Genomic DNA, 24,059 nt, shown 5'->3' with positions numbered 1-24,059 from the left:
ACGAGCAGACACGACGACGAAGGGAACGACACGATGACTGATCCTGGTAGTGATCGGGGACTCAGCGCACTCGACGGGAGGGTTGCGCTGGTGGCAGGAGCGACCAGGGGTGCCGGCCGGGCGATCGCCGTCGAGCTGGGGAGGGCGGGCGCCATCGTGTACTGCTCGGGCCGGTCCACCCGGAAGGCTCCGTCGGACTACGGTCGCACCGAGACCGTCGAGGAGACGGTGGGCCTGATCACCGGCGGGGGAGGAACAGCCCATGCGGCAGTCACCGACCACCTCGATGTGGGAGCGGTACGGTCGCTCATCGAGAGGATCGACCGTGAACAGGGCCGCCTCGACATCCTGGTGAACGACATCGGGGGTGAGGCCTACGTAGAGTTCGGCCGACCGCTCTGGGAGTACGACCTGGACGCTGGCATCCGACTGCTCGACACGGGGTTCAGAACCCATCTCAACACCAGTCACAGTGCCCTGCCTCTGCTCATCCGTCAGCCCGGTGGGCTGGTCATCGAGGTGACCGACGGCACCCGGGCCTATAACGACACCCACTACCGCGGGACGGTGTTCCTCGATGTGACCAAGACGGCGGTGGACCGGTTCGCCTACGCGCAAGGACACGAACTGATCCCACACGGCGGTACGGCGGTCTCGGTGACACCCGGGTGGCTCCGCTCGGAGATGATGCTCGACGCATTCGGGGTCACCGAGTCCACGTGGCGATCCGCCGCAGAAGCCAACCGAGGCCTGTCAGACGTGGTCCCGCCCTATGAGTTCGTCATCTCGGAGTCGCCGACGATGCTCGCACGGGGAATCACCGCCCTGGCCGCCGATCCGGAACGGTCCAGGTGGAACACACGATCCGTGAGCTCCTTCGAACTGGCGGGACACTACGGCCTCACGGACGTCGACGGGTCACGCCCCGACGCGTGGAGCTTCATCACCGCGATGGAATCCGTTCCGGCGGGGATCCTCGAGGCCGACGACTACCGCTGAGCCGCCAACCGGCGGGTGCCGGACGACCACCCCTGACGGGGCGGTCGTCACTTCTCGGGCAGCCCGGACTGGTCGTCGAGTACCACGGTCTCGATGGTGACGGGGCGCCTGGGGACCTGGTTGTCACGGTCGCTCGGGTCATCGCTCTTCACACCGGTCTCCGCGATGTCGTCGAGGACCTCGAGTCCCGACTCGCCGATCGTCCCCATGACGGTGTACTCGGGCGGGAGGGCCGAATCCTCGTACACCAGGAAGAACTGGCTGCCGGCGCTGTCGGGTGCCTGCGACTTGGCCATGGCCACGGTTCCGCGGGGATAGATGGCGGCGCCCGACCCGTCGTCGGCGAGCGCGAGGGCGTCGGCCGCGGGCGGCTCGTCGACAACCGAGTATCCGGGTCCGGACAGACCGGTTCCCGTCGGGTCGCCACACTGCAGGACCGACAGGCCCGGCTCCTCCTCGGACACGGTCAGCCGGTGGCATTCGGTGTCGTCGAAGTACCGCTGCTCGGTCAGGTGCACGAAGCTCGCCACATTGCAGGGGGCGCCGGAACGATCGAGCGTGACGGGGATCTCGCCGCGGTCGGTGGTGATGGTGATCTCCGCGATGCCCCGCCTGGCCTGGTCACCCGATGGCGGCTCGGCGTCACGCTTGGTGTCCTCGACGGTCTCGACCTGTGCGTTGAACTCCTCGACCTCCGCGACCACCTCAGGTCCCTGGTCTTCGAACTCAGCCGGGTCGAGCAGCTCGGGGGTCTCGGTGTCGGTGGGGTACTCGCAGGTCAGCCAGTTGGCTGCGTACTCTTCGGCGCGCTTGCGGTCGTAGTTGATCCAGGCGACCACACCCACGATGCCCAGCAGGACGGCGACGACGACCGAGGCCGCGACGATCTTGAGTTGCTTCTCACGACGGGCCTGCGCCTCCATCTGCTCGCGCAGGCGTTGACGCGCCTCTGCTCGGCGTTCCTGGTTGGTGGACACTGACCCTCCTGGGTACCTGGACTAGGCTGGAACAGTCGGCTGAAGCCGCGGTGGGGACTCACAGAGCACACCACAGCGCTCCAGCCCAGGGGTCTTGTCTACCAGGTCGGGCTGAGACCGTTGGACACCACTCCGGTGTACCGCCCAGTCGGCCCGGGGGTCCGCGACGGACGTCGTGGGCGATCGAGGAAGGAAGTACGGGACGTGCAGATCATCGGGTTCCCAGCCGGGATGTTCCAGACCAACTGCTACATCGTGTCCGACGACGCGGGGGACTGCGTGATCGTCGACCCGGGCCAGGACGCGGAGGAACAGGTGCGGCGGCAGGTCTCCGAGGCGGGGCTGAGGCCGCGCGCGGTCCTGTTGACCCACGGTCACCTGGACCACATCTGGAACGCCCAGCAGGTCGCGGACCACTACGGCGTGCCGGCCTACATCCACCCGGACGACCGCGTGATGCTCTCCGATCCGGGCAAGGGGCTCTCGCTCGACCTGTCCGCCATGCTCAAGGACATCACGTTCACGGAACCCGCCGAGGTCGTCGAGGTGTTCGACGGTGACACCCTGCGATTCGGGTCGATGGCCTTCGACGTGGACCACGTGCCCGGACACAGCCCGGGGTCGGTGTCCTTCCGGATCATCATCGACACCGAGGAGGGGCAGCGGATGGTGGTGCTCGGTGGCGATGTGCTGTTCCAGGACGGGGTCGGACGCACCGATCTGCCCGCCGGTGACACCGAGGTTCTCATGCAGTCGATCTCCAAGAAGTTCCTCACCCTGGACGACGACGCGGTGGTGCTCCCCGGGCACGGCCCCTCGACCACCATCGGGCGGGAACGCCGGTCCAACCCGTTCCTGCGTGACCTCTAGAACCATTCCCCCCGAACGATCCACCGACAGATACAAGGACCCACACACGTGACCGGCACCCACAAGAAGACCGCGCTCAAGGCACCGAAGGGGGTGCCCGACTACGTCCCCCCGACCTCCGCCGGGTTCGTCGCGGTCCGGGATGCCATCACCTCCGCAGCCAGGCGGGCGGGCTACGGGCACATCGAGTTGCCGATCTTCGAGGACACCGCGCTGTTCGCCCGCGGGGTGGGGGAGTCGACCGACGTCGTCTCCAAGGAGATGTACTCGTTCGAGGACCGGGGGGGACGTAGCGTCACGCTCCGACCCGAGGGGACCGCCGGCGTGATGCGTTCGGTCATCGAGAACGGCCTGGACCGCGGCCAACTCCCGGTCAAGCTCTGCTATGCCGGCCCGTTCTTCCGCTACGAGCGACCTCAGGCCGGCCGGTACCGGCAGCTTCAGCAGGTCGGGATCGAGGCGATCGGGATCGACGACCCCGCCCTGGACGCCGAGGTGATCGCGGTGGCGGACGAGGCCTTCCGCTCGCTCGGACTGACCGGGTTCCGGCTGGAGCTCACCTCGCTCGGCGACGACTCCTGCCGACCTGCCTACCGCGAAAGGCTGCAGGCCTTCCTCGCCGGACTCGACCTCGACGAGGCCACGCAGGAGCGTGCACGGATCAACCCGTTGCGCGTCCTCGACGACAAACGCCCGGAGGTCCGTGCGCAACTCGCGGACGCGCCCCTGATGATCGACCACCTCTCGGAGGAGAGCGCCGCGCACTTCGCCGAGGTGAGGTCGCATCTCGACGCGCTCGGCGTGGACTACGAGGTCAACCCACGGATGGTCCGGGGCCTGGACTACTACACCAAGACCACGTTCGAGTTCGTCCACGACGGCCTCGGGGCCCAGTCCGGCATCGGGGGTGGCGGCCGCTACGACGGCCTGATGGAGCAGCTCGGCGGGCAGGCGCTGTCGGGGATAGGTTTCGGTATCGGGGTCGACCGCACGATGCTCGCGCTGCAGGCCGAGGGCATCGACCATGCCGCGGGCGGTCGGGTGGACGTGTACGGGGTGGCCCTCGGCGCTCCGGCCAGGGCCGCCCTGGTGCCCGTCCTGGCCGAGTTCCGGCGCTCCGGTCTCCGTGCCGACATGGCCTACGGCGACCGCGGTATGAAGGGCGCCTTCAAGGCCGCCGACAGGTCGGGGGCCGCCGTCACCCTCGTCGTCGGAGAGAACGAACTGGCGTCGGGCACCGTGGTGGTCAAGACGATGGCCACTGGTGCGCAGAACCCGGTCCCGCTGGCCGCGGTGGTCTCCCACGTCGCCGGGCTCGTCAACCCCTGACCCGGGCCCGCCGGCGACTGCACCCGCCTGCGGAGACGAGTGCGCTAGAGCCGCGCGCCGAAGGTGTCGCAGGCCTGCATGGATCCCTGTTCGTACCCGGTCAGGAACCACTGGCGGCGCATCTCCGACGAGCCGTGGGTCCACGAGTCGGGGTCGACGCGGGCGCCGCCGGACTTCTGGATGTGGTCGTCACCGATGGCCTCGGCGGTCTGGATGATCGCGTCCACATCGCTCCTGGTCAGGCTCTCCAGGAGTGGCTCCCCGCCCCCGGGGGCGGGGGTCGAGGTGGCGTAGTGGGCCCAGAGCCCCGCGTAACAGTCGGCCTGGAGCTCGACCCGGACCGCGCCCGACGAGGGCCCCTGTGGATCCTGCTGCGAGCGGCGGATGTCGCCGAGCATCGTCTGCAGGTGGTGCCCGAACTCGTGCGCCACGACGTACATCTGGGCCGCGCCCGCGGGCGATCCCCCTAGGCGGTCGACCAGCACCTGGTCGAAGAAGGCCGGGTCCAGGTAGACGTCCTGGTCGGCGGGGCAGTAGAACGGGCCGATATCGGAGGAGGCCGCGCCGCAGGCGGTGTCGACGTCGCCGGTGAAGATGGTGGTGTGCGGCTGGACCCATCGCATGCCGGCCTGGTCGGGGAGCTGGGTGGTCCAGACGTCCTCGAGGCTCTCCGTGGTGGCGACGATGCGGCAGACCGTGTCCGTGTTGGCCTGCTCGAGGTCGCACTGGTCGATGTGGGCCTGGAACTCCTGCGCCGAGTCGGACTGCGGGCCGCCGTTGTCGCCGCTCTGCAGACCGAGCTGCCCCGGATCGACGCCCAGGAACAGCGCGACGAGGACGATGGCGAGACCGCCCACGCCCCCGCCGACCGCCATCCCCCGTCGGCCCCCTCGCCCCCCGCGACCTCCTCCGGAGACCCCGCTGGTGTCCAGGCTCCCGCCCTGCCGGAACGTCATGTCCGCCGCCCTTCGTCCCCGTCGGTCGCCGGTCCAGCCCGGCTCGCGCCCCTCCGCGGTCGAGGGACACTGTATTGGCCGCCGAGTCGCTGTCGCAGCCGACACCGGGAACCGACGCCGGTGGACGTAGACTGTGCCCCGTCAGAGCCCGGGACCGACCGCCGTCCAGATCGCGGTGGGTCCGACGGTCGCTCGCAGACCACCAGAAGTCTCCCGATGAGAGGACCACCGCAGTGCTGCGCACCCATTCCGCCGGCCAACTCCGAGCCGCCGACGCGGGGGACACCGTCACCCTGGCCGGCTGGGTCGCGCGCCGCCGGGATCACGGCGGGGTCATCTTCGTCGACCTCCGCGACTCCACCGGGGTCTGCCAGGTGGTGTTCCGCTCCGAGGAGGTCGCCGACCGGGCCCACCGGCTCCGGAACGAGTTCTGCGTCGCCATCACGGGTGTGGTCGACCGCCGCCCCGAGGGCTCGGAGAACCCCAACCTCGCCTCCGGTGAGATCGAGATCGACGTGGTCTCGTTCGAGGTGCTCGGCGAGTCCGCGGCACTGCCGTTCCAACTCGACGACGAGGTGGGCGAGGAGGCGCGTCTGCGCCACCGCTACCTCGACCTGCGCCGTGAGGGCCCGGGCAGCGCCCTGCGCCTGCGGTCCAGGGTCAACGCCGCCGCCCGCAGCGTCATGGCCCGCCACGACTTCGTGGAGATCGAGACCCCGACCCTGACCCGGTCCACCCCCGAGGGCGCGCGCGACTTCCTCGTGCCCGCCCGCCTGCAGCCGGGCACCTTCTACGCGCTGCCGCAGTCGCCCCAGCTGTTCAAGCAGCTGCTCATGGTGGCCGGGATGGAGAAGTACTACCAGCTCGCCCGGTGCTACCGCGACGAGGATTTCCGTGCGGATCGGCAGCCGGAGTTCACGCAGCTCGACGTGGAGATGAGCTTCGTCGACCAGGACGACGTCATCGCGATCGCCGAGGAGATCCTCACCGATGTGTGGGCCACCGCCGGGTTCACGATCTCGACGCCGATCCCGCGCATGACCTACGACGAGGCGATGCGTCGCTACGGCTCCGACAAGCCGGACCTGCGCTTCGACATCGAGCTCGTGGAGTGCACCGAGTTCTTCGCCGACACCCCGTTCCGCGTGTTCAAGGCGCCCTACGTCGGCGCGGTGGTCATGAAGGGCGGGGCGTCGCAGCCCCGCCGTCAGCTCGACGCCTGGCAGGAGTGGGCCAAACAGCGTGGCGCCAAGGGCCTGGCGTACATCCTCGTCGGACAGGACGGCGAGCTGGGCGGCCCGGTCGCCAAGAACCTGTCGGAGTCCGAGCGGGCCGGGGTCGCGGCACACGTCGGCGCCGAGCCCGGGGACTGCATCTTCTTCGGTGCCGGGGCCGTCAAGTCGACCCGGGCACTCCTCGGCGCCGCCCGCGGCGAGATCGCGGACAAGCTCGGCCTGATCGACCCGGAGAAGTGGGCGTTCACCTGGGTCGTCGACGCACCCATGTTCGAGCCCGCCGACGACGCCACGGCCGCCGGCGACGTGGCGGTGGGCTCGGGAGCCTGGACGGCAGTGCACCACGCGTTCACCTCACCCAAGCCGGAGCACCTGGACAGCTTCGACACCGATCCGGGTTCGGCGTTGGCGTACGCCTACGACATCGTGTGCAACGGCAACGAGATCGGTGGCGGGTCCATCCGTATCCACCGCAAGGACGTCCAGGAGCGCGTCTTCGGCGTGATGGGGATCTCGCAGGACGAGGCGCAGGAGAAGTTCGGCTTCCTGCTCGACGCCTTCTCCTACGGCGCCCCGCCGCACGGCGGCATCGCCTTCGGCTGGGACCGCATCTGCGCCCTGCTCGCCGGCACCGAGTCCATCCGCGACGTCATCGCCTTCCCCAAGTCCGGCGGCGGAGTCGATCCGCTCACCGATGCGCCCGCGGCGATCACGCCGCAGCAGCGCAAGGAATCGGGCATCGACGCCACGCCGGCCCAGCGCGGTCAGGGCACGCAGTCGGAGGCCACCGCGGCCGAGTGACGGCGCCCGGGTAGCCCACCGGGCGCGGCCAGACGACGCCCCGCATCCGATCAGGCCCGCGTCCCTCTCCGGAGAGGGTCGCGGGCCTGTCCTCTTGAGCGGGAGGACAGGCCGGTCCGGGTGTCAGATGTGGAACGCCTCGAGCGCCGGGCGGCCGTCCATGCCCGCGTGGTCGAGCCCGAACAGCCGCGCGACGGTCGGAGCCACGTCGAGGGTGCGGACCGGGCGGTCGACGGTGCCGCCACGACGCACGATCCGGTGCCCGCCGCCGATGAAGAACGGGATACCCAGGGTGACCTCGTGACCGTGGTTGCCGGGGATCGGGTTGGAGAACGGGGTGGGGTCGGAGAAGCGCCAGCCGGGGTGGCACGTGGCCACCAGATCGCCACCTCGCTCACCCAGGGAGAGCTCTGTCGGATCGTAGAGGCGGTTGACACCCGGGAGCGCGCCGACGACCTCACGCAGGCGCCTCAGGGATGCGTCGCGCTCGTGCGCGGGTCCGAGGTAGGCGAACGTGTCCGCGCCGCCGTTCTGGGCGATCCCGAAGCGCCCGAGGATCGCCGCGTCCGCCTCGATCGCCCCGGCTGCGCTGATCAGGCTCAGCGGCTCCGACCAGTCCATTCCGTGATCGGCCAGAACGATCACCACCGAGCGCTCCCAGCGGCCGGTCGAGCGCAGGAACTGCTCGAAGTCCCAGAGCTTGTGGTCCGAATTGGCGACCGCCTGGTTGCGCGCCAGTCGAAGTGAGGTCCCCGAGAGGTCCATGTGTCCGAAGCGGTCCATGTCGCCGAGATTGACGAAGGTCATCCGCGGGGCGTGGTCGGTGACGGTCTGCTTGAGGGCCTCGATCGTGAACCAGTCGAGCGAGTGGTCGGTGATCGGTACGAGGGGGAACGGCGCCCACTGCACACTCGCGCGCCCACCGAACAGGCCGTGGAGGTAGTCCTTGCTCAGCACGCTCGCGGTGGTCAGGCCGGCCTCGGTACGGATCCGGTCGAGCACGGTGGGGGCGCGGAGATCGTCGGGGCGGTCGAGGGTCCTGTCGGTACCCGCGGCGTGGTCCCAGATCGAGTTGGCGGGTACTCCGTTGCGCTCGGGCAGGACGCCGGTCACCATTGCGGCGTGGTTGGGGAGCGTCTCGGCGATCATCACCGACGATGCGTGGGTGAACCTGGTTCCCTCGGACGCCCAGCGGTGCAACGTGGGGGCCTGCACGGGAGTGAGTTCGTCCGGCCGCATGCCGTCGGTGACCAGGACGTAGACGTCGAGGTCGTCGGCGACCGGCCGGGTGGGGTTGGCCCACACCGGGGCCGGGTCGGCGAGCAGGGTGACCCCCACCGCGCCCGCGGCGGCGACCATACCGGCCCCGGCCAGCGCCTCACGGCGGGTCAGGGTGGGGCCGTGGCAGGGGTCGTGGTGGCGGCTCATCGGGTGGGGCTCCTCGGTTCAGACGTGACTGGTCACAGGTCTACCTCGTCGGGACGGGGCACACGCGGGTTCCAGACAACTCGACGGCGACGGGCCGGGCCACCCCGTCGGGCGGATCGTCTCCCGATGTTCACCTCGGGGCAGTGTCGTGGGCCGTCGGTAGCCTGAGTCGCGTGAGCGATGACGCAGGGCTGTTCGCGGCCGGGGATGCGGGACCGGGCGCGCGGGGAGGATCCGTGCCGCCGCCGGTCGACCCGTCGGCCCCGCTGGCGGTGCGGATGAGGCCGCGCACGCTGGACGAGGTGGTCGGGCAGGAGCACCTCCTCCGCCCCAACTCGCCGTTGCGGCGACTCGTCGAGGGCCGGGGAGGATCCTCGGTGATCCTCTACGGGCCGCCGGGAACGGGGAAGACGACGCTGGCCAACCTCGTGGCCAGCTCGTCCGGCCGTCATTTCGTGGCGCTGTCCGCCCTGAGCGCCGGCGTCAAGGATGTCCGGGCGGTGATCGAGGACGCGCGGACGCGCCAGATCCACGGCCAGCGCACGGTGCTGTTCATCGACGAGGTCCACCGGTTCTCCAAGAGCCAGCAGGACGCCCTGCTCGCCGCGGTGGAGAACGGCATCGTGCTCCTGGTGGCCGCGACCACCGAGAACCCGCATTTCTCGGTGATCGCCCCGCTCCTGAGTAGGTCGCTCATCGCCGAACTGCACGGGTTGGACGAGTCGGGGGTGGCCGCGGTGATCCGGCGCGCCGTGGCCGACGACCGGGGCTACGCGGGTGCGGTCGAGGTCACGGACGACGCGGTGGAGGACATCGTCCGGCTCTCCGGAGGCGACGCGCGCCGGAGCCTGACCATCCTGGAGGCGGCTGCGGGAGCCGTCGAGGACGGCGTGGTGACCCCGGAGATAGTCGAGCTGAGCCTGGACGCGGCGCCGGTGCGGTACGACCGCGACGGAGACCAGCACTACGACGTCACGAGCGCCTTCATCAAGTCCATCCGCGGGTCGGACGTCGACGCGGCCCTGCACTACCTCGCGCGGATGCTGGTCGCGGGGGAGGATCCCCGCTTCATCGCGCGGCGACTGGTGGTCCACGCCAGCGAGGACATCGGGATGGCCGATCCCACCGCGTTGCTCGCCGCCTCCGCCGCGGCGGAGATCGTGCAGAAGGTGGGTCTGCCCGAATGCCGGCTCGCCCTTGCCCAGGCCACCATCCACCTGGCGACCGCGCCCAAGTCCAACGCGGTGATCTCCGCGATCGACGCGGCGATGGCCGATGTCCGCGCCGGGGGAGTCGGGGAGGTGCCCAGGCATCTGCGCGACGGTCACTACGCCGGGGCCAAGGGGCTCGGGAACGGAGTGGGGTACAAGTACGCGCACGAGGCGTCCGCCGGAGTGGTCCGGCATCAGTACGCACCGGACGAGTTGGTCGGGCAGGACTACTACTCCCCGAGCGGCCACGGTCACGAGCGTGAGCTGGGATCGCGTGTGGCCAAGCTCCGGGGGATCATCCGCGGTTCGCGCTGACCTCTGTCGGCCCGGGTTCGGCCCGCCCGTCCCGCTCCCGGAGGCGACCTACGCCGACTCTCGACGAGGGTGTCGTGACGAGGCTGTGGCACGGACGTGGGGCACCCGGTCCGGGCCCGGTCGTGAGATTGTTGTGACGCCCGTACACACGGGCATCGTCCGTCTCTCACCACTCCCGACCGGAGGACCCATGGCCTACCTTCTCTCGACCCTCGTCAGTGTTGCGACCTCGATCGGTGTCTGGGGCACCGGCGCCCACAGCATGGGCCTGTTGCCGCAGGAGGCGTTCATCACGGCCGCGAACTTCGGCATCATCCTGCCCCCGATGCCGCGCTGACACCGCCCACCAACTCGACCGGAGCTCAGGCGCGGATCCCTGGCACAGGCCGGGGTCCGCGCCTGCCTCTCGTCCACCCTCACGGAATCGAACACCGTCGTCGTTATCGTCGTCATCGTCGTCGCCCGCGCCCGGTGACGAATCCGGCCTGAATGCTCCGGGTATGGCCCGCCCCGTCCCCGGAGGTGACAGCCCTTCCATGACCCCGGACGCGCGCCGGTAGGCTGGTGAGCCGACTGATCCACCACCTCCGTAGACCACCAGTGAGGCCCCCTGTGCAGACCCATGAGATCCGGCGCCGATTCCTCGACCACTTCGTCAGGGCCGGGCACGCCGAGGTCCCCAGCGCGTCACTGGTCCTCGACGACCCCAACCTGCTCTTCGTCAACGCCGGGATGGTCCCGTTCAAGCCCTACTTCCTGGGCCAGGAGACCCCCGAGCACGCCACGGCGACCTCCATCCAGAAATGCGTACGCACCCTCGACATCGAGGAGGTGGGCATCACCACCCGCCACAACACCTTCTTCCAGATGGCGGGCAATTTCTCCTTCGGCGACTACTTCAAGGAGGGGGCGATCCGGCACGCGTGGTCGCTGCTCACCTCATCCGTGGAGGACGGCGGGTTCGGAATCGACCCGGCGTTGCTGTGGGTCACCGTGTACCTCGACGACGACGAGGCCTTCGGTATCTGGCGCGACGTGGTCGGCGTGCCCGAGGGTCGCATCCAGCGCCGGGGCATGGCGGACAACTACTGGTCCATGGGCGTTCCCGGACCCTGCGGTCCCTGCTCGGAGATCTTCTACGACCGCGGGCCGGCGTACGGGGTCGAGGGCGGACCGGAGGCGGACGAGGACCGCTACATCGAGATCTGGAACCTCGTGTTCATGCAGAACGAGCGCGGCGAGGGGACGGGCAAGGACGCGTTCGAGATCCTGGGTCCGCTGCCCAAGCAGAACATCGACACCGGCATGGGGATCGAGCGCGTCGCGTTCCTGCTCCAGGGCGTCGAGAACGTGTACGAGACCGACCTGCTCCGCCCCGTCATCGACACCGCGGAACGGCTCTCGGGCACCAGGTACGGGACGGACAACGCGTCCGACGTCCGCTTCCGCGTGATCGCCGACCACGCCCGTACCGCCTACATGCTCATCTCCGACGGTGTGACCCCCGGCAACGAGGGTCGTGGGTACATCCTGCGGCGCCTGCTGCGGCGCATCGTCCGGTCGGTCCGACTCCTCGGTGCGACCGGGGACACGATGGCCGCGTTCATGGCCACCGTGAGGGACGCGATCGGCCCGTCCTTCCCGGAGACGGTCGCCGGGTACGACCGAATCGAGCGCATCGCCGTGGCCGAGGAGGTCGCCTTCCTCAAGACCCTCGAGTCGGGCACCCAGCTCTTCGAGCGTGCCGCCGAGGACGCCAGGGAGTCGGGCGCGGCCACCCTGACGGGTCGCCAGGCCTTCGCCCTCCACGACACCCACGGGTTCCCCATCGACCTGACCCTGGAGATGGCGGCCGAGGCCGGACTGCAGGTGGACGAGGCGGGCTTCCGGTCCCTCATGTCCGAGCAGCGGGCCCGGGCCAAGGCGGACTCGCGGTCCAAGAAGCACGCGCACGCCGATCTGTCGGTGTACCGCGACTTCCTCGACGCGGGAGAGACCGTCTTCACCGGGTTCACCGAGCTCGCCGACGAGTCCACGCTCATCGGGATCGTGTCGGGTGGCGAGTCCGTCCACGTCGCGAGGGAGGGCGACTCGGTCGAGTTCGTCCTCGACCGGACCCCGTTCTACGCCGAGTCCGGTGGGCAGCTCGGTGACCGCGGCTTGATCTCCACCGCCGGATTCCAGATGCAGGTCGATGACGTGCAGAAGATCGGCAAGAAGCTCTGGATCCACAAGGGCGTCCTCACGGGTGGGGAGGCTGAGGCGGGCCAGCTCGTCAACGCGGCCGTCGACCCGGAGTGGCGGAAGGGTGCCACCCAGGGCCACTCGGCCACCCACCTCGTGCACGCGGCACTACGTCAGATCCTGGGCCCGGAGGCCGTTCAGGCCGGGTCGCTCAACAAGCCGGGCTACATGCGTTTCGACTTCAACTGGTCCGGTTCCATCCCGGCTGACGTCCTGGCCCAGGTCGAAGAGATCACCAATGCCGCCGTCGACGCCGACTACGGCGTGAACACGATCGAGACCAGCCTCGACGAGGCCCGACGGATGGGGGCGATGGCGCTGTTCGGCGAGAACTACGGGTCGCTGGTCCGGGTGGTGGAGATCGGCGGACCGTTCTCGATGGAGCTGTGCGGCGGCACCCACGTGTCCAGTTCCGCGCAGATCGGCCCGGTGAGTCTGCTGGGGGAGGCCTCCGTCGGGTCGGGTATCCGGCGCGTGGAGGCGTACGTCGGCATGGACGCCTACCGTCATCAGGCCCGCGAGCGGGCTCTCGTGTCGGGTCTGGCCTCCTCGCTCAAGGCGCCCGCCGACGAACTGCCCGACCGCGTGGCCGCGCTGACCGCCAGGCTGCGGGAGGCGGAGAAGGCACTGGAGTCGATGCGCGCCGCCCAGCTCGCATCCCGGGCCGGGGACCTGCTGTCGGCGGCCGAGGACCTCGACGGGATCCGTTTCCTCGCTCACAGTGACCCGGGCGGCGCGGCGGGCGACCTGCGCACGCTCGCATCCGACCTCAAGGGTCGTCTCGGCGGGGACGCCGGAGTCGTCTTCCTCACCGCCCCGGGGTCGGACAAGGTCCCGTTCGTCATCGCGGTGAGCCCCGCTGCCCAGGAGCGCGGCCTGCGCGCCGGCGACCTGGTCAAGGCCATCGCACCGACCCTCGGGGCGAGGGGTGGCGGCAAGCCGGACATGGCGCAGGGGGCGGGCACCGACCCGGCCGGCATCGACGCGGCCGTGTCCGCGCTCCGCGCCGCCGTCAGGGACGCCGGGTGACGGGACCGGACCCCGACGTTCCCGGGTGGGTCCGTGGGCGGCGACTCGGTCTGGACGTGGGGACGGCGCGGATCGGGGTCGCCTCCTGCGACCCCGACGGAATCCTCGCTACACCTGTTGAGACGATCCGAGTGGCCAGCGGCGATCCGGACTGGACCGCCGAACTGAGACGGTTGGGCGAGCTCGTCGAGGAGTACGGCGCCCTCGCGGTGATCGTGGGGCTTCCCACGTCTCTGAAAGGGCGGGACACCGCCTCCACGGCGATGGCGCGGTCGTTCGTCGCCGCACTCGGAGCCGCCTCCCCCGATCTCGAGGTCGAGTTCGTCGACGAACGACTCACCACCGTGACGGCCGGGGCGGCGCTCCACGGCGCGGGCAGGAACACCCGACAGCAGCGGGGCGTGATCGACCAGGCGGCCGCGGTGGTGCTCCTCCAGGCATGGCTCGACTCGCGGCGCGCCCGCCGATGACGGGCGTGTCGACCGGCGCGGCTGGATAAACTGCCCGTCAAGCACGATGCTGTCCGGCGGGCAGCTCCCTGAACCCCTGGCTAAGGAGCACGATGTCTGCGGCACGAGGACGCTCTCGAACGAGTGGCACCACCCGGTTCATACTCCTTGCGGCCGTGATCGGGGTGGTCCTGGCCTTTGCCGTGATGGTCTACCGCAATCTCAACACCGAGGTCTCGGCCGCCCCGGACTTCGACGGCGAGGGCACCGGAAACGCTCTGCTGCACGTCGAACCCGGGGACACCCTGGGCGTGGTGGGGGACCGACTCTACGAGATCGGAACGGTCGCCAGCACCCGGGCGTTCACCGGCGCTGCTGCCGGCACCGCTGTCGAGGGCATCCAACCGGGCTACTACCAGGTCCGTGAGGAGATGAGTGCCGAGTCCGCGGTGGAGGCACTGGCCGATCCCCAGAACAGGGTCGGATACATGGACGTCAAGCCCGGCGGGCGACTGCTCGACACCGTCGTGGTCGGCGGCGGTACCGAGAAGGGGATCTTCACCCTGATCGCCGATGCGACCTGCCTCCGGAACCTGGACGATCCGGCGGCCCAACCGACGTGCCGCCTGCCACAGGAGATCGTCGACGCGGCGGTTCAGGCCGACCCCACCGAACTCGGGGTACCCGACTGGGCCATCAACGAGGTGCGCGCCGCCCCGGACCCGGTTCGTCGACTGGAGGGCCTGATCGCGCCCGGGGTCCACAACGTCAACCCCCGGTCGGAGCCCCTGGAGATCCTCCGCCAGTTGATCGACTCGTCGACCGACGCGTACGACGCCACCGGTCTGGTGCCCTCGGCCGAGAGGATCGGGCTGACGCCGTACCAGGTGGTGACCGCGGCGTCGCTGGTGGAGAAGGAGGGCACTCTGCAGGACTTCGACAAGATCGCCCGAGTGATCCTCAACCGACTCGACGAGCCGATGCGCCTCCAGTTCGATTCGACGGTCAACTACGCCCTGGCCGACCAGGAGATCGCCACCACTGACGCCGATCGTGCGGCGGTCACCCCGTGGAACACCTATGCCATGGACGGCCTGCCCTACGGTCCGATCGGGTCTCCGGGCCTCGATGCGCTCCGGGCGATGGAGAACCCGGCCGACGGCCAGTGGAAGTACTTCGTGACCGTAGACATGCAGGGCACCACCCGCTTCGCCGACGAGTACCCGGAGCACGAGCGATACCAGAGCGAGGCGATCGCCAACGGGGTCCTGTCCAGTGGGCGCTAGTGTCGCGGGCGCTGACCCCGAAGGCCTCGCGGCCACCTCCCCCCGTTCGGCGGGGGTCCTGGGCCATCCGGTGGCCCACTCGCTCTCCCCGGTCCTGCACGGCGCGGCGTACCGAGCGCTCGGCCTGGACGGATGGACCTACGAGCGGATCGACTGCGATGCCGATCAGTTGCCCTCCCTGGTCGACTCCTCGCCCAGCCACCGGGTGGGCTACTCGGTGACCATGCCGGGCAAGTTCGCCGCTCTCGGGTATGCGACCGAGGTGAGCGACCGGGCCCGGATCGTCGGCAGTGCCAACACCCTCGTCCGCCGAGGTAACGGGTGGTTCGCCGACTGCACCGATGTGGACGGCGTGACCGGTGCACTCGCCGAGTTCGACGACCTCCCGGCCGAGCCGACGGCGGTCGTGCTGGGCGTCGGCGGGACCGCTCGGCCGGTGCTGGCCGGGCTCGCCGAGGCCGGGGCCACACGCGTGGTGCTGGCATCCCGCCGGGACAACGCCGGGCCCGCCGCCGACTGCGGTAGGGCGCTCGGCCTCGAGATCCACACGATGCTCCTGACCGATGAGTCGCTGCCGGGCGAGATCTCGCGGTCGGACATCCTCGTCAACACCGTTCCCGAGCCGGGGGTCGAGGACCTCACCGGCCTCGTGGCCCGCGCCAACCGGCTGTTCGACGTCCTGTACGACCCCTGGCCCACCGCGGCGGGTTCGGCCGCGACGGGCGCCGGCATCCCCGTCGTCGGCGGCGACGTGATGTTGCTCCACCAGGCCTTCGGCCAGGTGGAGTTGTTCACCGGACGCCCCGCACCGCGTGAGGCCATGTCCACTGCGCTCGCCTCGGCGCTGGGACGCTGAATCCCCGCGCGGTCCCGTCCTGGCACTGGGCTGATCGGTCCTGGCACGGGGCCCCTCCGTCCTGGCACTGGGCTGATCGGTCCTGGCACGGGGCCGATCCGCCCCGGAACAGCGCGCACGGTCAGACCGCCGTCGACTCCTCCGAGGGGCGGGGCGCGACGATCTCGTAGTCGGCCGTGTCCGCGGTCCGGGTCCGGCGCTGGTACTCGTGGACCAACCCCGGCCAGTTGGTGGTGACCCTTCCGGAATCCACCTTGTACCAGGAGTCGCATCCGCTCCAGACCGAGTCGTCGAGGCGACGCAGGATCTCCTCGTCGTAGGCGTCGTCGACCTCGCGGCGCACCTCCACGGCGACGGGCCGCTCCGCGTGGGCCAGCTCCTCGACGATCTGGCGGATGTAGCGGGCCTGCTGCTCCATCATCAGGATTATCGAACTGCTCCCGAGGTTGGTGTTGGGGCCGTAGACCACGAACATGTTGGGGAAGCCCGGTACCGCCATCCCGAGGTATGCTCGCGCGCCCTCGCGCCACTGCTCGTGGAGGTCCCGTCCACCGCGTCCACGCACGGTGATCGGTGCCAGGAACTCGGTGGCCTTGAAGCCCGTTCCGTACACGATGACGTCGGCGGGATGCACCTGTCCGTCAGCGGTGACGATCCCTTCGGGGACGACCTCCGCGATGCCGTCGGTCACCACGTCGACGTCCGGTTGGGCGAGCGCGGGGTACCACTCGTTGCTGAACAGCATTCGTTTGCACCCGATGGGTTCCGTCGGGGTGAGTGCGGTGCGCAGCTGCGGGTCCCGGACGGTCAGCCTGAGGTTGGCCCTGGCGAGCCCGCTGAGGATCCGCGCCAGTGGCCGCGCGGAGGTCAGGGCCAGGCCGATGGCCTCGGTGGTCTCCCAGATGGCCCCGCGCATCGCGGGGACGAGGCCGGGGACACGGGCGAAGGCGGTGCGATGCGCGTCGGTGTAGGCCCGGTCGGGCTTCGGCACCACCCACGGCGCCGAGCGTTGGTAGACCGTCACGTGTGACGCGGCCTCTCGGATGCGGGGGACGAACTGGATCGCTGAGGCCCCGGTACCCAGAACCGCGACCCGCTTGCCGGTGAGGTCCACGTCGTGCCGCCACCGGGCGGAGTGGAACGACGGGCCGTCGAACGTCTCCAGCCCGGGGATGTCCGGGTAGGCCGGCCGGGACAACTGACCGATCGCGGGGACCAGGACGTCGGCCTCGAAGGACTCGCCCGTGCTGGAGAGCACCGTCCACGTGGCGGTGTCGTCGTCGAAGGTGGCCGAGGTCACCTCGATCCCCGTGCGCACCTTGTCCCGTAGGCCGTACCGGTCCGCGGTGTCGCGGATGTAGGACAGGATGTCGGGCTGCTCGGCGTAGCGGCGGCCCCAATCCGTCTTGCGGTGGAACGAGTAGGAGTAGAGGTTCGAGGGCACGTCACATGCCGCCCCGGGGTAGGTGTTGTCCCTCCACACCCCGCCCACGTCGTCGGCCTTCTCCAGGATCGTCACGTGCGCGAGGTCGTCACGGGTGAGTTCGTAGGCGGCGCCCAGGCCACCGAATCCGGCGCCGATGATGAGGACGCGCGGGCGCCGTCGGGTGCTGCTCGCGGGGGAGGGGGAGGAAGTCATGGTGCGACCGTATTGCGTCGGACCGGCGTGGCCACAGACTTTCTCGGACGGATAATCCATAATTCCGGCCATGATCTCCTGGGACGACCCCGCGGTTCCGCACTGGGACTTCCCGCGTTCGGCCACCGGGGTCGGTGTGCTCGTCGAGGCCGGCAACACCCTCGGTGTGGAGGCGGGCACGATCCTGCGCGGGGTCGGTCTCCGCCCGGCCGAACTCGCCAACCCCGATCTGCTGGTCGCCCCGGCCCAGGAGTTGGCCGCGATCCGCAATCTGCGCGCCGCCGCGGGCGACCGTCCCGCCCTCGCCGCCGAGGTCGGGGCCGCCTACCGGCTGACGACCTTCGGGATCCTCGGGTACGCCCTGCTGTCCAGCCCCACGCTCCGCGACGTGATCGCCATGACCCTGCGCTTCATCGACCTCAGCTACATCTTCAGCACGTTCGGTGTGGAGTCGACCGGGGACCGGATCGTGGTCCGATTGGGGGACGCGACCCTTCCGGAGGACGTCCGCGAGTTCCTGGTGGACCGGGATCTCTTCGCGATCCACTCCGTCCTCGGGGACCTGGTCCCCGGCGGCCTGCCCTTCACCGAGGTCACGTTCGCCGGTGGGCGATCCGCGGAGACACTCGCCGCCTACCGCGAGCGACTGGGCCCGGCGGCGTCATCCCCCGACCGCGGTGACGGCGTCACGGCGGTCTTCGACGCCGTCCACCTCGACCGACCCCTCCCGCAGGGCAGCACCGCGGCGGTGGCGGTCGCAGAGGCGCTCTGTAGGGACCTCGCCGCCGCCCGCCGGACCCGCGGGCCGGTGACCAGCCGTGTCCGCGTGGAGATCACCGGACGCCTCTCCCACGGGGCGGCCATGTCCTCCGTGGCCGCCGCACTGGGGGTGAGTCCGCGGACGCTGCGGAGGCGCCTGGCGGACGAGGGCACCTCGTACCAGCGCCTGCTGGACGACGTCCGGGTCGAGTTGGCCGAGCGGATGTTGGCCACCGGGCTGCTCTCGGTCGAGGACGTCGCGATCCGTCTGGGATACGCCGAGGCGTCGAGCTTCATCCATGCGTTCCGGCGCCTCACCGGCACCACCCCGCACCAGGCCACCGTCGCCTCGCGGACACGGACGTCGGCTGCGCCGCGGGCCTGATGTGCCGGGTGATACGCGGACGTGGGATGATCGGCGGCGTGCTGAAGTGGACCACCGCCGGAGAATCGCATGGCCAGGCCCTAGTGACGATCGTCGAGGGCGTCATCGCGGGCGTCGAGGTGACGAGCGACGAGATCGCCGCGCAGCTCGCCCGCCGCCGCCTCGGCTATGGGCGCGGCGCCCGGATGAAGTTCGAGGCCGACGCCGTCAGGGTGCTGGGTGGCGTCCGCCACGGTCGCACCATGGGCTCGCCCATCGCGATCGAGGTCGGCAACACAGAGTGGCCCAAGTGGGAACAGATCATGTCGGCGGATCCCGTCGACCCCGACGCGATCGAGGACAAGGCCCGCGCAGCCACGCTCACCCGACCGCGTCCGGGCCACGCCGACTTCGCCGGGATGTTGAAGTACGACTTCGACGACGCCCGCATGGTCCTGGAACGCGCGAGCGCACGGGAGACCGCTGCCCGTGTCGCTGCGGGAACCGTCGCGCGGGCGGTGCTGCGCGATGTCTTGGGCGTGGAGGTGCTCTCCCACGTCATCTCCGTCGGAGCCTCCGAACCCTACGTCGGGCCCGAGCCCACGTTCGCCGACCTGCCGGCCATCGACGAGAGCCCCGTGCGGGCGTTCCACACCGCGAGCGGGGACTCCATGATCGCCGAGATCGAGGCGGCCAAGAAGGCCGGCGACACCCTCGGCGGCGTGGTCGAGGTGGTGGTCCACGGTCTTCCCATCGGACTCGGTTCCCATGTCTCGGGCGAGGAGCGTCTCGACGCCCAGCTGGCAGGAGCCCTCATGGGGATCCAGGCGATCAAGGGGGTCGAGGTCGGCGACGGCTTCGAGACCGCCCGTCGACGGGGCAGCGTGGCACACGACGAGATGGTGCGCGGCGCGGACGGAGTGGGACGCCGGAGCAACCGCGCGGGTGGACTCGAGGGGGGGATGACCAACGGTCAGGCTCTCCGGGTCCGCGCGGCCATGAAGCCCATCTCCACGGTTCCCCGCGCGCTGAGCACCGTCGACATGGCCGATGGTTCCGGTGCCACCGCCATCCACCAGCGCTCTGACGTGTGCGCCGTTCCCGCGGCCGGGGTGGTCGCGGAATCCATGGTCGCGCTGGTGCTGGCACGGTCCGTCCTGCAGAAGTTCGGAGGAGACTCGCTGTCGGAGACCCGACGCAATGTCGAGGGCTACCTCGACGCCGTGGCCGCGCGACTGGACTGGGACACGGATCCGGCATGAACGACCCGGCACGGCCGGTCGCCGTCCTGGTGGGTCCGCCGGGTGCCGGCAAGACGACGATAGGGCGCAAACTCGCCCGGAGGCTCGACGTACCGTTCCGTGACGCCGATCAGATGATCGAGGAGTCCGAGGGACGGTCGATTCCCGAGATCTTCGCGGACGACGGTGAACCGACGTTCCGCGCGATCGAGGAGAAGGTCGTGGGGGAGGCGCTCGCGTCGTTCGACGGTGTCCTGTCGCTGGGCGGCGGCGCCGTACTGTCGGCGACCACCAGACGACGGCTCCGCGGTCATCGGGTGATCCATCTGACGATAGGGGTGGCCGAGGGTGTACGCAGATCCCGGGGGCCCGGCCGGCCGCTCCTCGCGGGCGGCGACGCGACTGCGCGGTATCAGGCGTTACTGACCGAGCGGTCACCGTTGTACCGCGAGGTCGCGTGGTCCACCGTCAGCACGGAACGCCGGAGTTCGGGCAAGGTGGTGACGGAGATCGTCGACAGGCTCGAGTCCGGTGACCCCCACATCCGGGGTGCATGGGACCGATCGTGAACAGGACGAGCTGTACGGGCAAGAGACGTGTGGGTACGAGCGCGAGCAATGGAACGATGAGCGGGAGCCATTCATGAACCGAGACCGGAACAACACCGACCCCGTGGTCGTGGACGTGCGGTCCGCCGATCCCTACCCGGTGGTGATCGGCCGCGGACTCCTGCCCGAGATCCTCGAGGCGTGTTCGTCGTCGCGGAACCTGGCGATCTTCCATCAGCCGCCGTTGACCCAGACCGCCGAGGCGCTGCGTGAGCAGCTCGCCGAGGCCGGCGTCAACGCCCACCGTGTGGAGATCCCCGACGCGGAGGCCGGCAAGGACCTCGCCGTGGCCGGCTACTGCTGGGACGTCCTCGGCAAGATCGGGCTGGGCCGTAAGGACACCGTGGTGAGCCTGGGCGGCGGGGCGGCGACGGATCTCGCCGGTTTCGTGGCCGCCACCTGGATGCGCGGGGTCCGCGTGGTCCACATCCCCACCACGCTGCTCGCCATGGTGGACGCCGCGGTGGGGGGCAAGACCGGTATCAACACCGACGCGGGCAAGAATCTCGTGGGCAGTTTCCACGAGCCGGCGGCCGTCTTCGTCGACACCGCGACACTCGAGTCCGTGCCGCGCAACGAACTGATCTCCGGCATGGCCGAGGTGGTCAAGTGCGGGTTCATCGCCGACCCGGTGATCCTGGATCTCATCGAGGCTGATCCGGAGGCCGCGCTCGACCCGACCGGGGACACGATCGTCGAACTGATCCGACGGAGCGTCCAGGTGAAGGCCGACGTGGTGGGCCGGGACCTCAGGGAGTCCGGACCCCGGGAGAACCTCAACTACGGTCACACCCTCGGCCATGCGGTCGAGCGACGTGAGCAGTACCGCTGGCGGCACGGAGCGGCCGTGAGCGTGGGCATGTGCTTCGTCGCCGAGCTCGCCCGTCTGGCCGGCCGACTCGACGACGCGACGGCCGACCGACACGCCTCGATACTGGCCTCACTCGGGCTGCCCACCGGATACCACGACGACGCGTTCCCGCGGCTGCTCGAGCTCATGGCGGGGGACAAGAAGAACCACTCCGGCTTTCTCCGGTTGGTGGTCCTCGACGGACTGGCCCGACCAGCACGCATGGAAGCCCCCGACCCGTCGCTGATGACAGCGGCCTACGCCGCGATCTCGGAGGGGAACAAGCCCAGCGGCGGCGGGGTCCTGCTGTGAACAACCGTCTGGCGGCCCGTCGACGCGCGGTCGCCTCGGCGACCGCCGACGCGGGGGCCGGTGCGCTCCTGGTCACCGATGCGCGGAACATCGCCTACCTCACCGGGTTCCGGGGGTCGGGGGGCGCCGTACTGGTGCAGGACGACGGCGACGCGGTCCTGTGCACGGATTCGCGGTACGAACTCCAGGTGGTCGAACAGCCTCCGGACGTCGGTCACGTGATCTCGCGGGACTACGTCGCCGGAGTGCTCGCACGTCGCCGCGGACCCGCGGACGCCCCCCTCGCGGTGGAAGCGGACCACCTGACCCTGTCCGCCTCGACCGCCCTGAGACGGGCACTCGTGGCGGCCGGCGCCGCTGACGCCCCGATCGTCGAGACCAGCGGCCTCGTGGAGCAGGTCAGGCGAGCGAAGGACCCTGTCGAGATCGGGTTGATCGAGCGAGCGTGCCGGGTGGTCGACGAGGCCTGGAACCATCTGGTGGCCCATGGACTGGTGGCCGGGGGCCGCAGCGAGCGGGAGGTCGCCGCTGACCTCGAACACGCGATGCGGCGGGCGGGTTCCGACGGCGTGGCCTTCGAGACCATCGTCGCCTCCGGACCCAATGGCGCGCATCCGCACCATGTGCCGGGGGACAGGCTGCTCGCCGCCGGCGATCTCGTCGTGGTGGACTTCGGCGCGACGGTGTCCGGCTACGCCTCCGACTGCACCCGGACCGTCGCTCTGGGCGGCGCGGCCGATCGACTCCTCGACGCATACGAGGTCGTGAGGCGCGCCCAACTCGCCGGTGTGTCGGCGGTCCGCACGGGGTTGTCCTGTTCGGAACTCGACTCGGTGAGTCGCGACATCATCTCCGATGCCGGGTTCGGCGAGTTCTTCGGTCACTCGCTGGGGCACGGTGTGGGGTTGGACGTCCATGAAGCGCCCGCGGTGTCCAGCAGGTCCGCGAGTACACTGTCCGACGGCGATGTGATCACCATCGAGCCCGGGATCTACCTCCCCGGCCTCGGAGGGATCCGAATCGAGGACACCGTGGCCGTCACCGGCGGGGGCGGTAGGTCCCTGACCACCACGTCGACGGCGCTCAGCGTGCTCTGAGCAGCCGTCCCAGGAACATGCGCGCGGCGCCGGTCCACGGCCGCCCGCCGATGACTCGCGAAGGAGAACCGAGATGGCGTCCACCGCCGACTTCAAGAACGGCCTCGTCCTGAAGGAAGAGGGAAATCTGTGGCAGATCCAGGAGTTCCAGCACGTCAAGCCCGGTAAGGGCCCTGCCTTCGTCCGTACCAAGATCAAGAACGTCGTCACGGGCAAGACCGTCGACAAGACCTACAACGCCGGGGTCAAGGTCGAGACCGCCACGGTGGACCGCCGCGACATGACCTTCCTGTACCGCGACGGTGAGGACTACGTCCTCATGGACGAGAAGGACTTCGAGCAGATCAACGTCTCGCCGGCCGTGATGGGGGACGGTGCCCGCTTCCTCATGGAGAACACCAGTGTCCAGGTGTCGATGCACGAGGGCGTGGCGCTGTTCGCCGAGATGCCGGTCTCCGTGGACCTGCTGGTCCAGCACACCGACCCGGGCCTCCAGGGCGACCGCTCGACAGGGGGCACCAAGCCGGCCACCCTCGAGACCGGTGCCGAGGTGAGCGTCCCGCTGTTCATCAACACCGGCGACAAGCTGAAGATCGACACCCGTGACGGCCGCTACCTCAGCCGGGTGAACGACTGACCATGTCAGACGACGTCGACTACCGGCGCCGGGGATCTCGGTTCCGGGCACGCAAACGTGCCGTGGCTCTGCTGTTCGAGGCGGAGCTCCGGGACGCCGACGTGGTGGGGCTCGCCGAGGAACGCCGCCGGATGGGCGAGGAGTCGCAGGAGTTCCACGACGTGGCGCCCTACACGATGGACATCGTGACGGGGGTTGCCGAACGTCTCGACCGTCTCGACTCGATGATCGCCGAGCACCTCCGTGAATGGACGCTCGAACGCCTCCCGGCGATCGACCGCGCGGTGCTGCGTGCCGGCGCGTGGGAGCTCATGTTCGGCACGGAGGACGTGGACGCGGCCATCGTGATCGATCAGGCGGTGCTCCTGATCTCCGAACTGTCCAACGAGAAGTCGGTGGCGTACGTCAACGCCGTACTGGACCGTGTCGCAGGTCTCGCCGAGCACATCCGGGCAGCCGAACGCGCGGTGTCCTCACTGGAGCAGGCACCGGCGTCGGACGTGTCGGAGCCCACCCCCGACCCGTCGGAGGCGAGCCCGGAAGACTGATAGGGTTCCACCCGAAAAC

21 protein-coding genes are annotated in these 24,059 nt (G+C 69.9%); 17 read left to right on the top strand and 4 right to left on the bottom strand.

The features are described 5' to 3' along the window. The first annotated feature begins 33 nt into the window (after positions 1-33). Positions 34-999: an SDR family oxidoreductase gene (locus A6048_RS08850; protein ID WP_107747523.1), complete on the top strand. Its 966-nt coding sequence runs from the start codon at positions 34-36 to the stop codon at positions 997-999. 47 nt (positions 1,000-1,046) lie between these two features. Here the strand turns inward: A6048_RS08850 and A6048_RS08845 are convergent, their stop codons facing one another. Continuing rightward, entirely contained in the window at positions 1,047-1,976 is a 930-nt protein-coding gene (locus A6048_RS08845) for a peptidylprolyl isomerase (protein ID WP_107747524.1), read from the bottom strand. A gap of 204 nt (positions 1,977-2,180) precedes the next feature. Between A6048_RS08845 and A6048_RS08840 the strand changes: the two genes are divergently transcribed. Next, positions 2,181-2,846, top strand: a complete 666-nt coding sequence (locus A6048_RS08840) for an MBL fold metallo-hydrolase (protein ID WP_107747525.1) — start codon at positions 2,181-2,183, stop codon at positions 2,844-2,846. 48 nt (positions 2,847-2,894) lie between these two features. Then, positions 2,895-4,175, top strand: a complete 1,281-nt coding sequence (hisS, locus tag A6048_RS08835; RefSeq protein ID WP_107747526.1) for a histidine--tRNA ligase — start codon at positions 2,895-2,897, stop codon at positions 4,173-4,175. A 44-nt stretch (positions 4,176-4,219) separates the two neighbouring features. Here hisS and ypfJ read toward each other — a convergent pair whose 3' ends face one another. Then, positions 4,220-5,131 carry a KPN_02809 family neutral zinc metallopeptidase gene (gene ypfJ / locus A6048_RS08830; protein ID WP_107747527.1) on the bottom strand — a complete coding sequence of 304 codons (912 nt, stop codon included), beginning with the start codon at positions 5,129-5,131 and terminating at the stop codon, positions 4,220-4,222. A gap of 233 nt (positions 5,132-5,364) precedes the next feature. Here ypfJ and aspS point away from each other — a divergent pair, with 233 nt between their 5' ends. Then, positions 5,365-7,167 (top strand): aspartate--tRNA ligase, encoded by a 1,803-nt coding sequence (aspS, locus tag A6048_RS08825; RefSeq protein WP_107747528.1) that lies wholly within the window; start codon positions 5,365-5,367, stop codon positions 7,165-7,167. Positions 7,168-7,290: 123 nt separating this feature from the next. Here the strand turns inward: aspS and A6048_RS08820 are convergent, their stop codons facing one another. Further along, on the bottom strand, positions 7,291-8,595 hold the full coding sequence (locus A6048_RS08820; protein ID WP_107747529.1) for an alkaline phosphatase family protein: 1,305 nt from the start codon (positions 8,593-8,595) through the stop codon (positions 7,291-7,293). Between the two features lie 173 nt (positions 8,596-8,768). Between A6048_RS08820 and A6048_RS08815 the strand changes: the two genes are divergently transcribed. The 6 genes from A6048_RS08815 (at position 8,769) to A6048_RS08795 (ending at position 15,985) form a co-directional block, all read left to right on the top strand. Next, a complete protein-coding gene (locus A6048_RS08815; protein ID WP_412523695.1) occupies positions 8,769-10,121 on the top strand; it encodes a replication-associated recombination protein A in 1,353 nt (450 codons plus the stop codon). A 190-nt stretch (positions 10,122-10,311) separates the two neighbouring features. After that, entirely contained in the window at positions 10,312-10,458 is a 147-nt protein-coding gene (locus tag A6048_RS18400; RefSeq protein ID WP_162845690.1) for a hypothetical protein, read from the top strand. Positions 10,459-10,733: 275 nt separating this feature from the next. Beyond that, the gene (alaS, locus tag A6048_RS08810) at positions 10,734-13,394 is read left to right on the top strand and encodes an alanine--tRNA ligase (protein ID WP_107747530.1); all 2,661 of its coding nucleotides are present in this window, start codon (positions 10,734-10,736) and stop codon (positions 13,392-13,394) included. Then, positions 13,391-13,864: a Holliday junction resolvase RuvX gene (gene ruvX / locus A6048_RS08805; protein ID WP_107747531.1), complete on the top strand. Its 474-nt coding sequence runs from the start codon at positions 13,391-13,393 to the stop codon at positions 13,862-13,864. The genes alaS and ruvX overlap by 4 nt, the downstream gene beginning before the upstream one ends. 155 nt (positions 13,865-14,019) lie before the next feature. Beyond that, on the top strand, positions 14,020-15,129 hold the full coding sequence (locus A6048_RS08800; RefSeq protein WP_244911063.1) for an endolytic transglycosylase MltG: 1,110 nt from the start codon (positions 14,020-14,022) through the stop codon (positions 15,127-15,129). Further along, on the top strand, positions 15,119-15,985 hold the full coding sequence (locus A6048_RS08795; protein ID WP_107747533.1) for a shikimate dehydrogenase: 867 nt from the start codon (positions 15,119-15,121) through the stop codon (positions 15,983-15,985). Before A6048_RS08800 ends, A6048_RS08795 begins: the two co-directional genes overlap by 11 nt. Positions 15,986-16,106: 121 nt before the next feature. Here the strand turns inward: A6048_RS08795 and A6048_RS08790 are convergent, their stop codons facing one another. Then, positions 16,107-17,624, bottom strand: a complete 1,518-nt coding sequence (locus A6048_RS08790; protein ID WP_107747703.1) for a flavin-containing monooxygenase — start codon at positions 17,622-17,624, stop codon at positions 16,107-16,109. Positions 17,625-17,694: 70 nt separating this feature from the next. Here A6048_RS08790 and A6048_RS08785 point away from each other — a divergent pair, with 70 nt between their 5' ends. The 7 genes from A6048_RS08785 to nusB all read left to right on the top strand — a co-directional run bounded on the left by A6048_RS08785 (position 17,695) and on the right by nusB (position 24,040). After that, positions 17,695-18,768: an AraC family transcriptional regulator gene (locus tag A6048_RS08785; RefSeq protein ID WP_107747534.1), complete on the top strand. Its 1,074-nt coding sequence runs from the start codon at positions 17,695-17,697 to the stop codon at positions 18,766-18,768. Between the two features lie 38 nt (positions 18,769-18,806). Beyond that, positions 18,807-20,009 (top strand): chorismate synthase, encoded by a 1,203-nt coding sequence (gene aroC / locus A6048_RS08780; RefSeq protein ID WP_107747704.1) that lies wholly within the window; start codon positions 18,807-18,809, stop codon positions 20,007-20,009. Next, complete coding sequence (locus A6048_RS08775; protein WP_107747535.1) at positions 20,006-20,557, top strand: shikimate kinase; 552 nt, start codon at positions 20,006-20,008, stop codon at positions 20,555-20,557. The genes aroC and A6048_RS08775 overlap by 4 nt, the downstream gene beginning before the upstream one ends. Before the next feature lie 73 nt (positions 20,558-20,630). After that, positions 20,631-21,758: a 3-dehydroquinate synthase gene (aroB, locus tag A6048_RS08770; protein ID WP_107747536.1), complete on the top strand. Its 1,128-nt coding sequence runs from the start codon at positions 20,631-20,633 to the stop codon at positions 21,756-21,758. Beyond that, positions 21,755-22,855, top strand: coding sequence for a M24 family metallopeptidase (locus tag A6048_RS08765; RefSeq protein ID WP_107747537.1), 1,101 nt, complete (start codon positions 21,755-21,757; stop codon positions 22,853-22,855). Before aroB ends, A6048_RS08765 begins: the two co-directional genes overlap by 4 nt. A 73-nt stretch (positions 22,856-22,928) precedes the next feature. After that, entirely contained in the window at positions 22,929-23,492 is a 564-nt protein-coding gene (gene efp, locus A6048_RS08760) for an elongation factor P (RefSeq protein ID WP_107747538.1), read from the top strand. A 2-nt stretch (positions 23,493-23,494) separates the two neighbouring features. Then, positions 23,495-24,040, top strand: coding sequence for a transcription antitermination factor NusB (nusB, locus tag A6048_RS08755; RefSeq protein WP_107747539.1), 546 nt, complete (start codon positions 23,495-23,497; stop codon positions 24,038-24,040). Positions 24,041-24,059 lie beyond the last annotated feature (19 nt).

The organism is Dietzia psychralcaliphila, assembly GCF_003096095.1.
Classification (GTDB): domain Bacteria; phylum Actinomycetota; class Actinomycetes; order Mycobacteriales; family Mycobacteriaceae; genus Dietzia; species Dietzia psychralcaliphila.
This window is presented reverse-complemented; position numbering and strand designations above follow the sequence as displayed.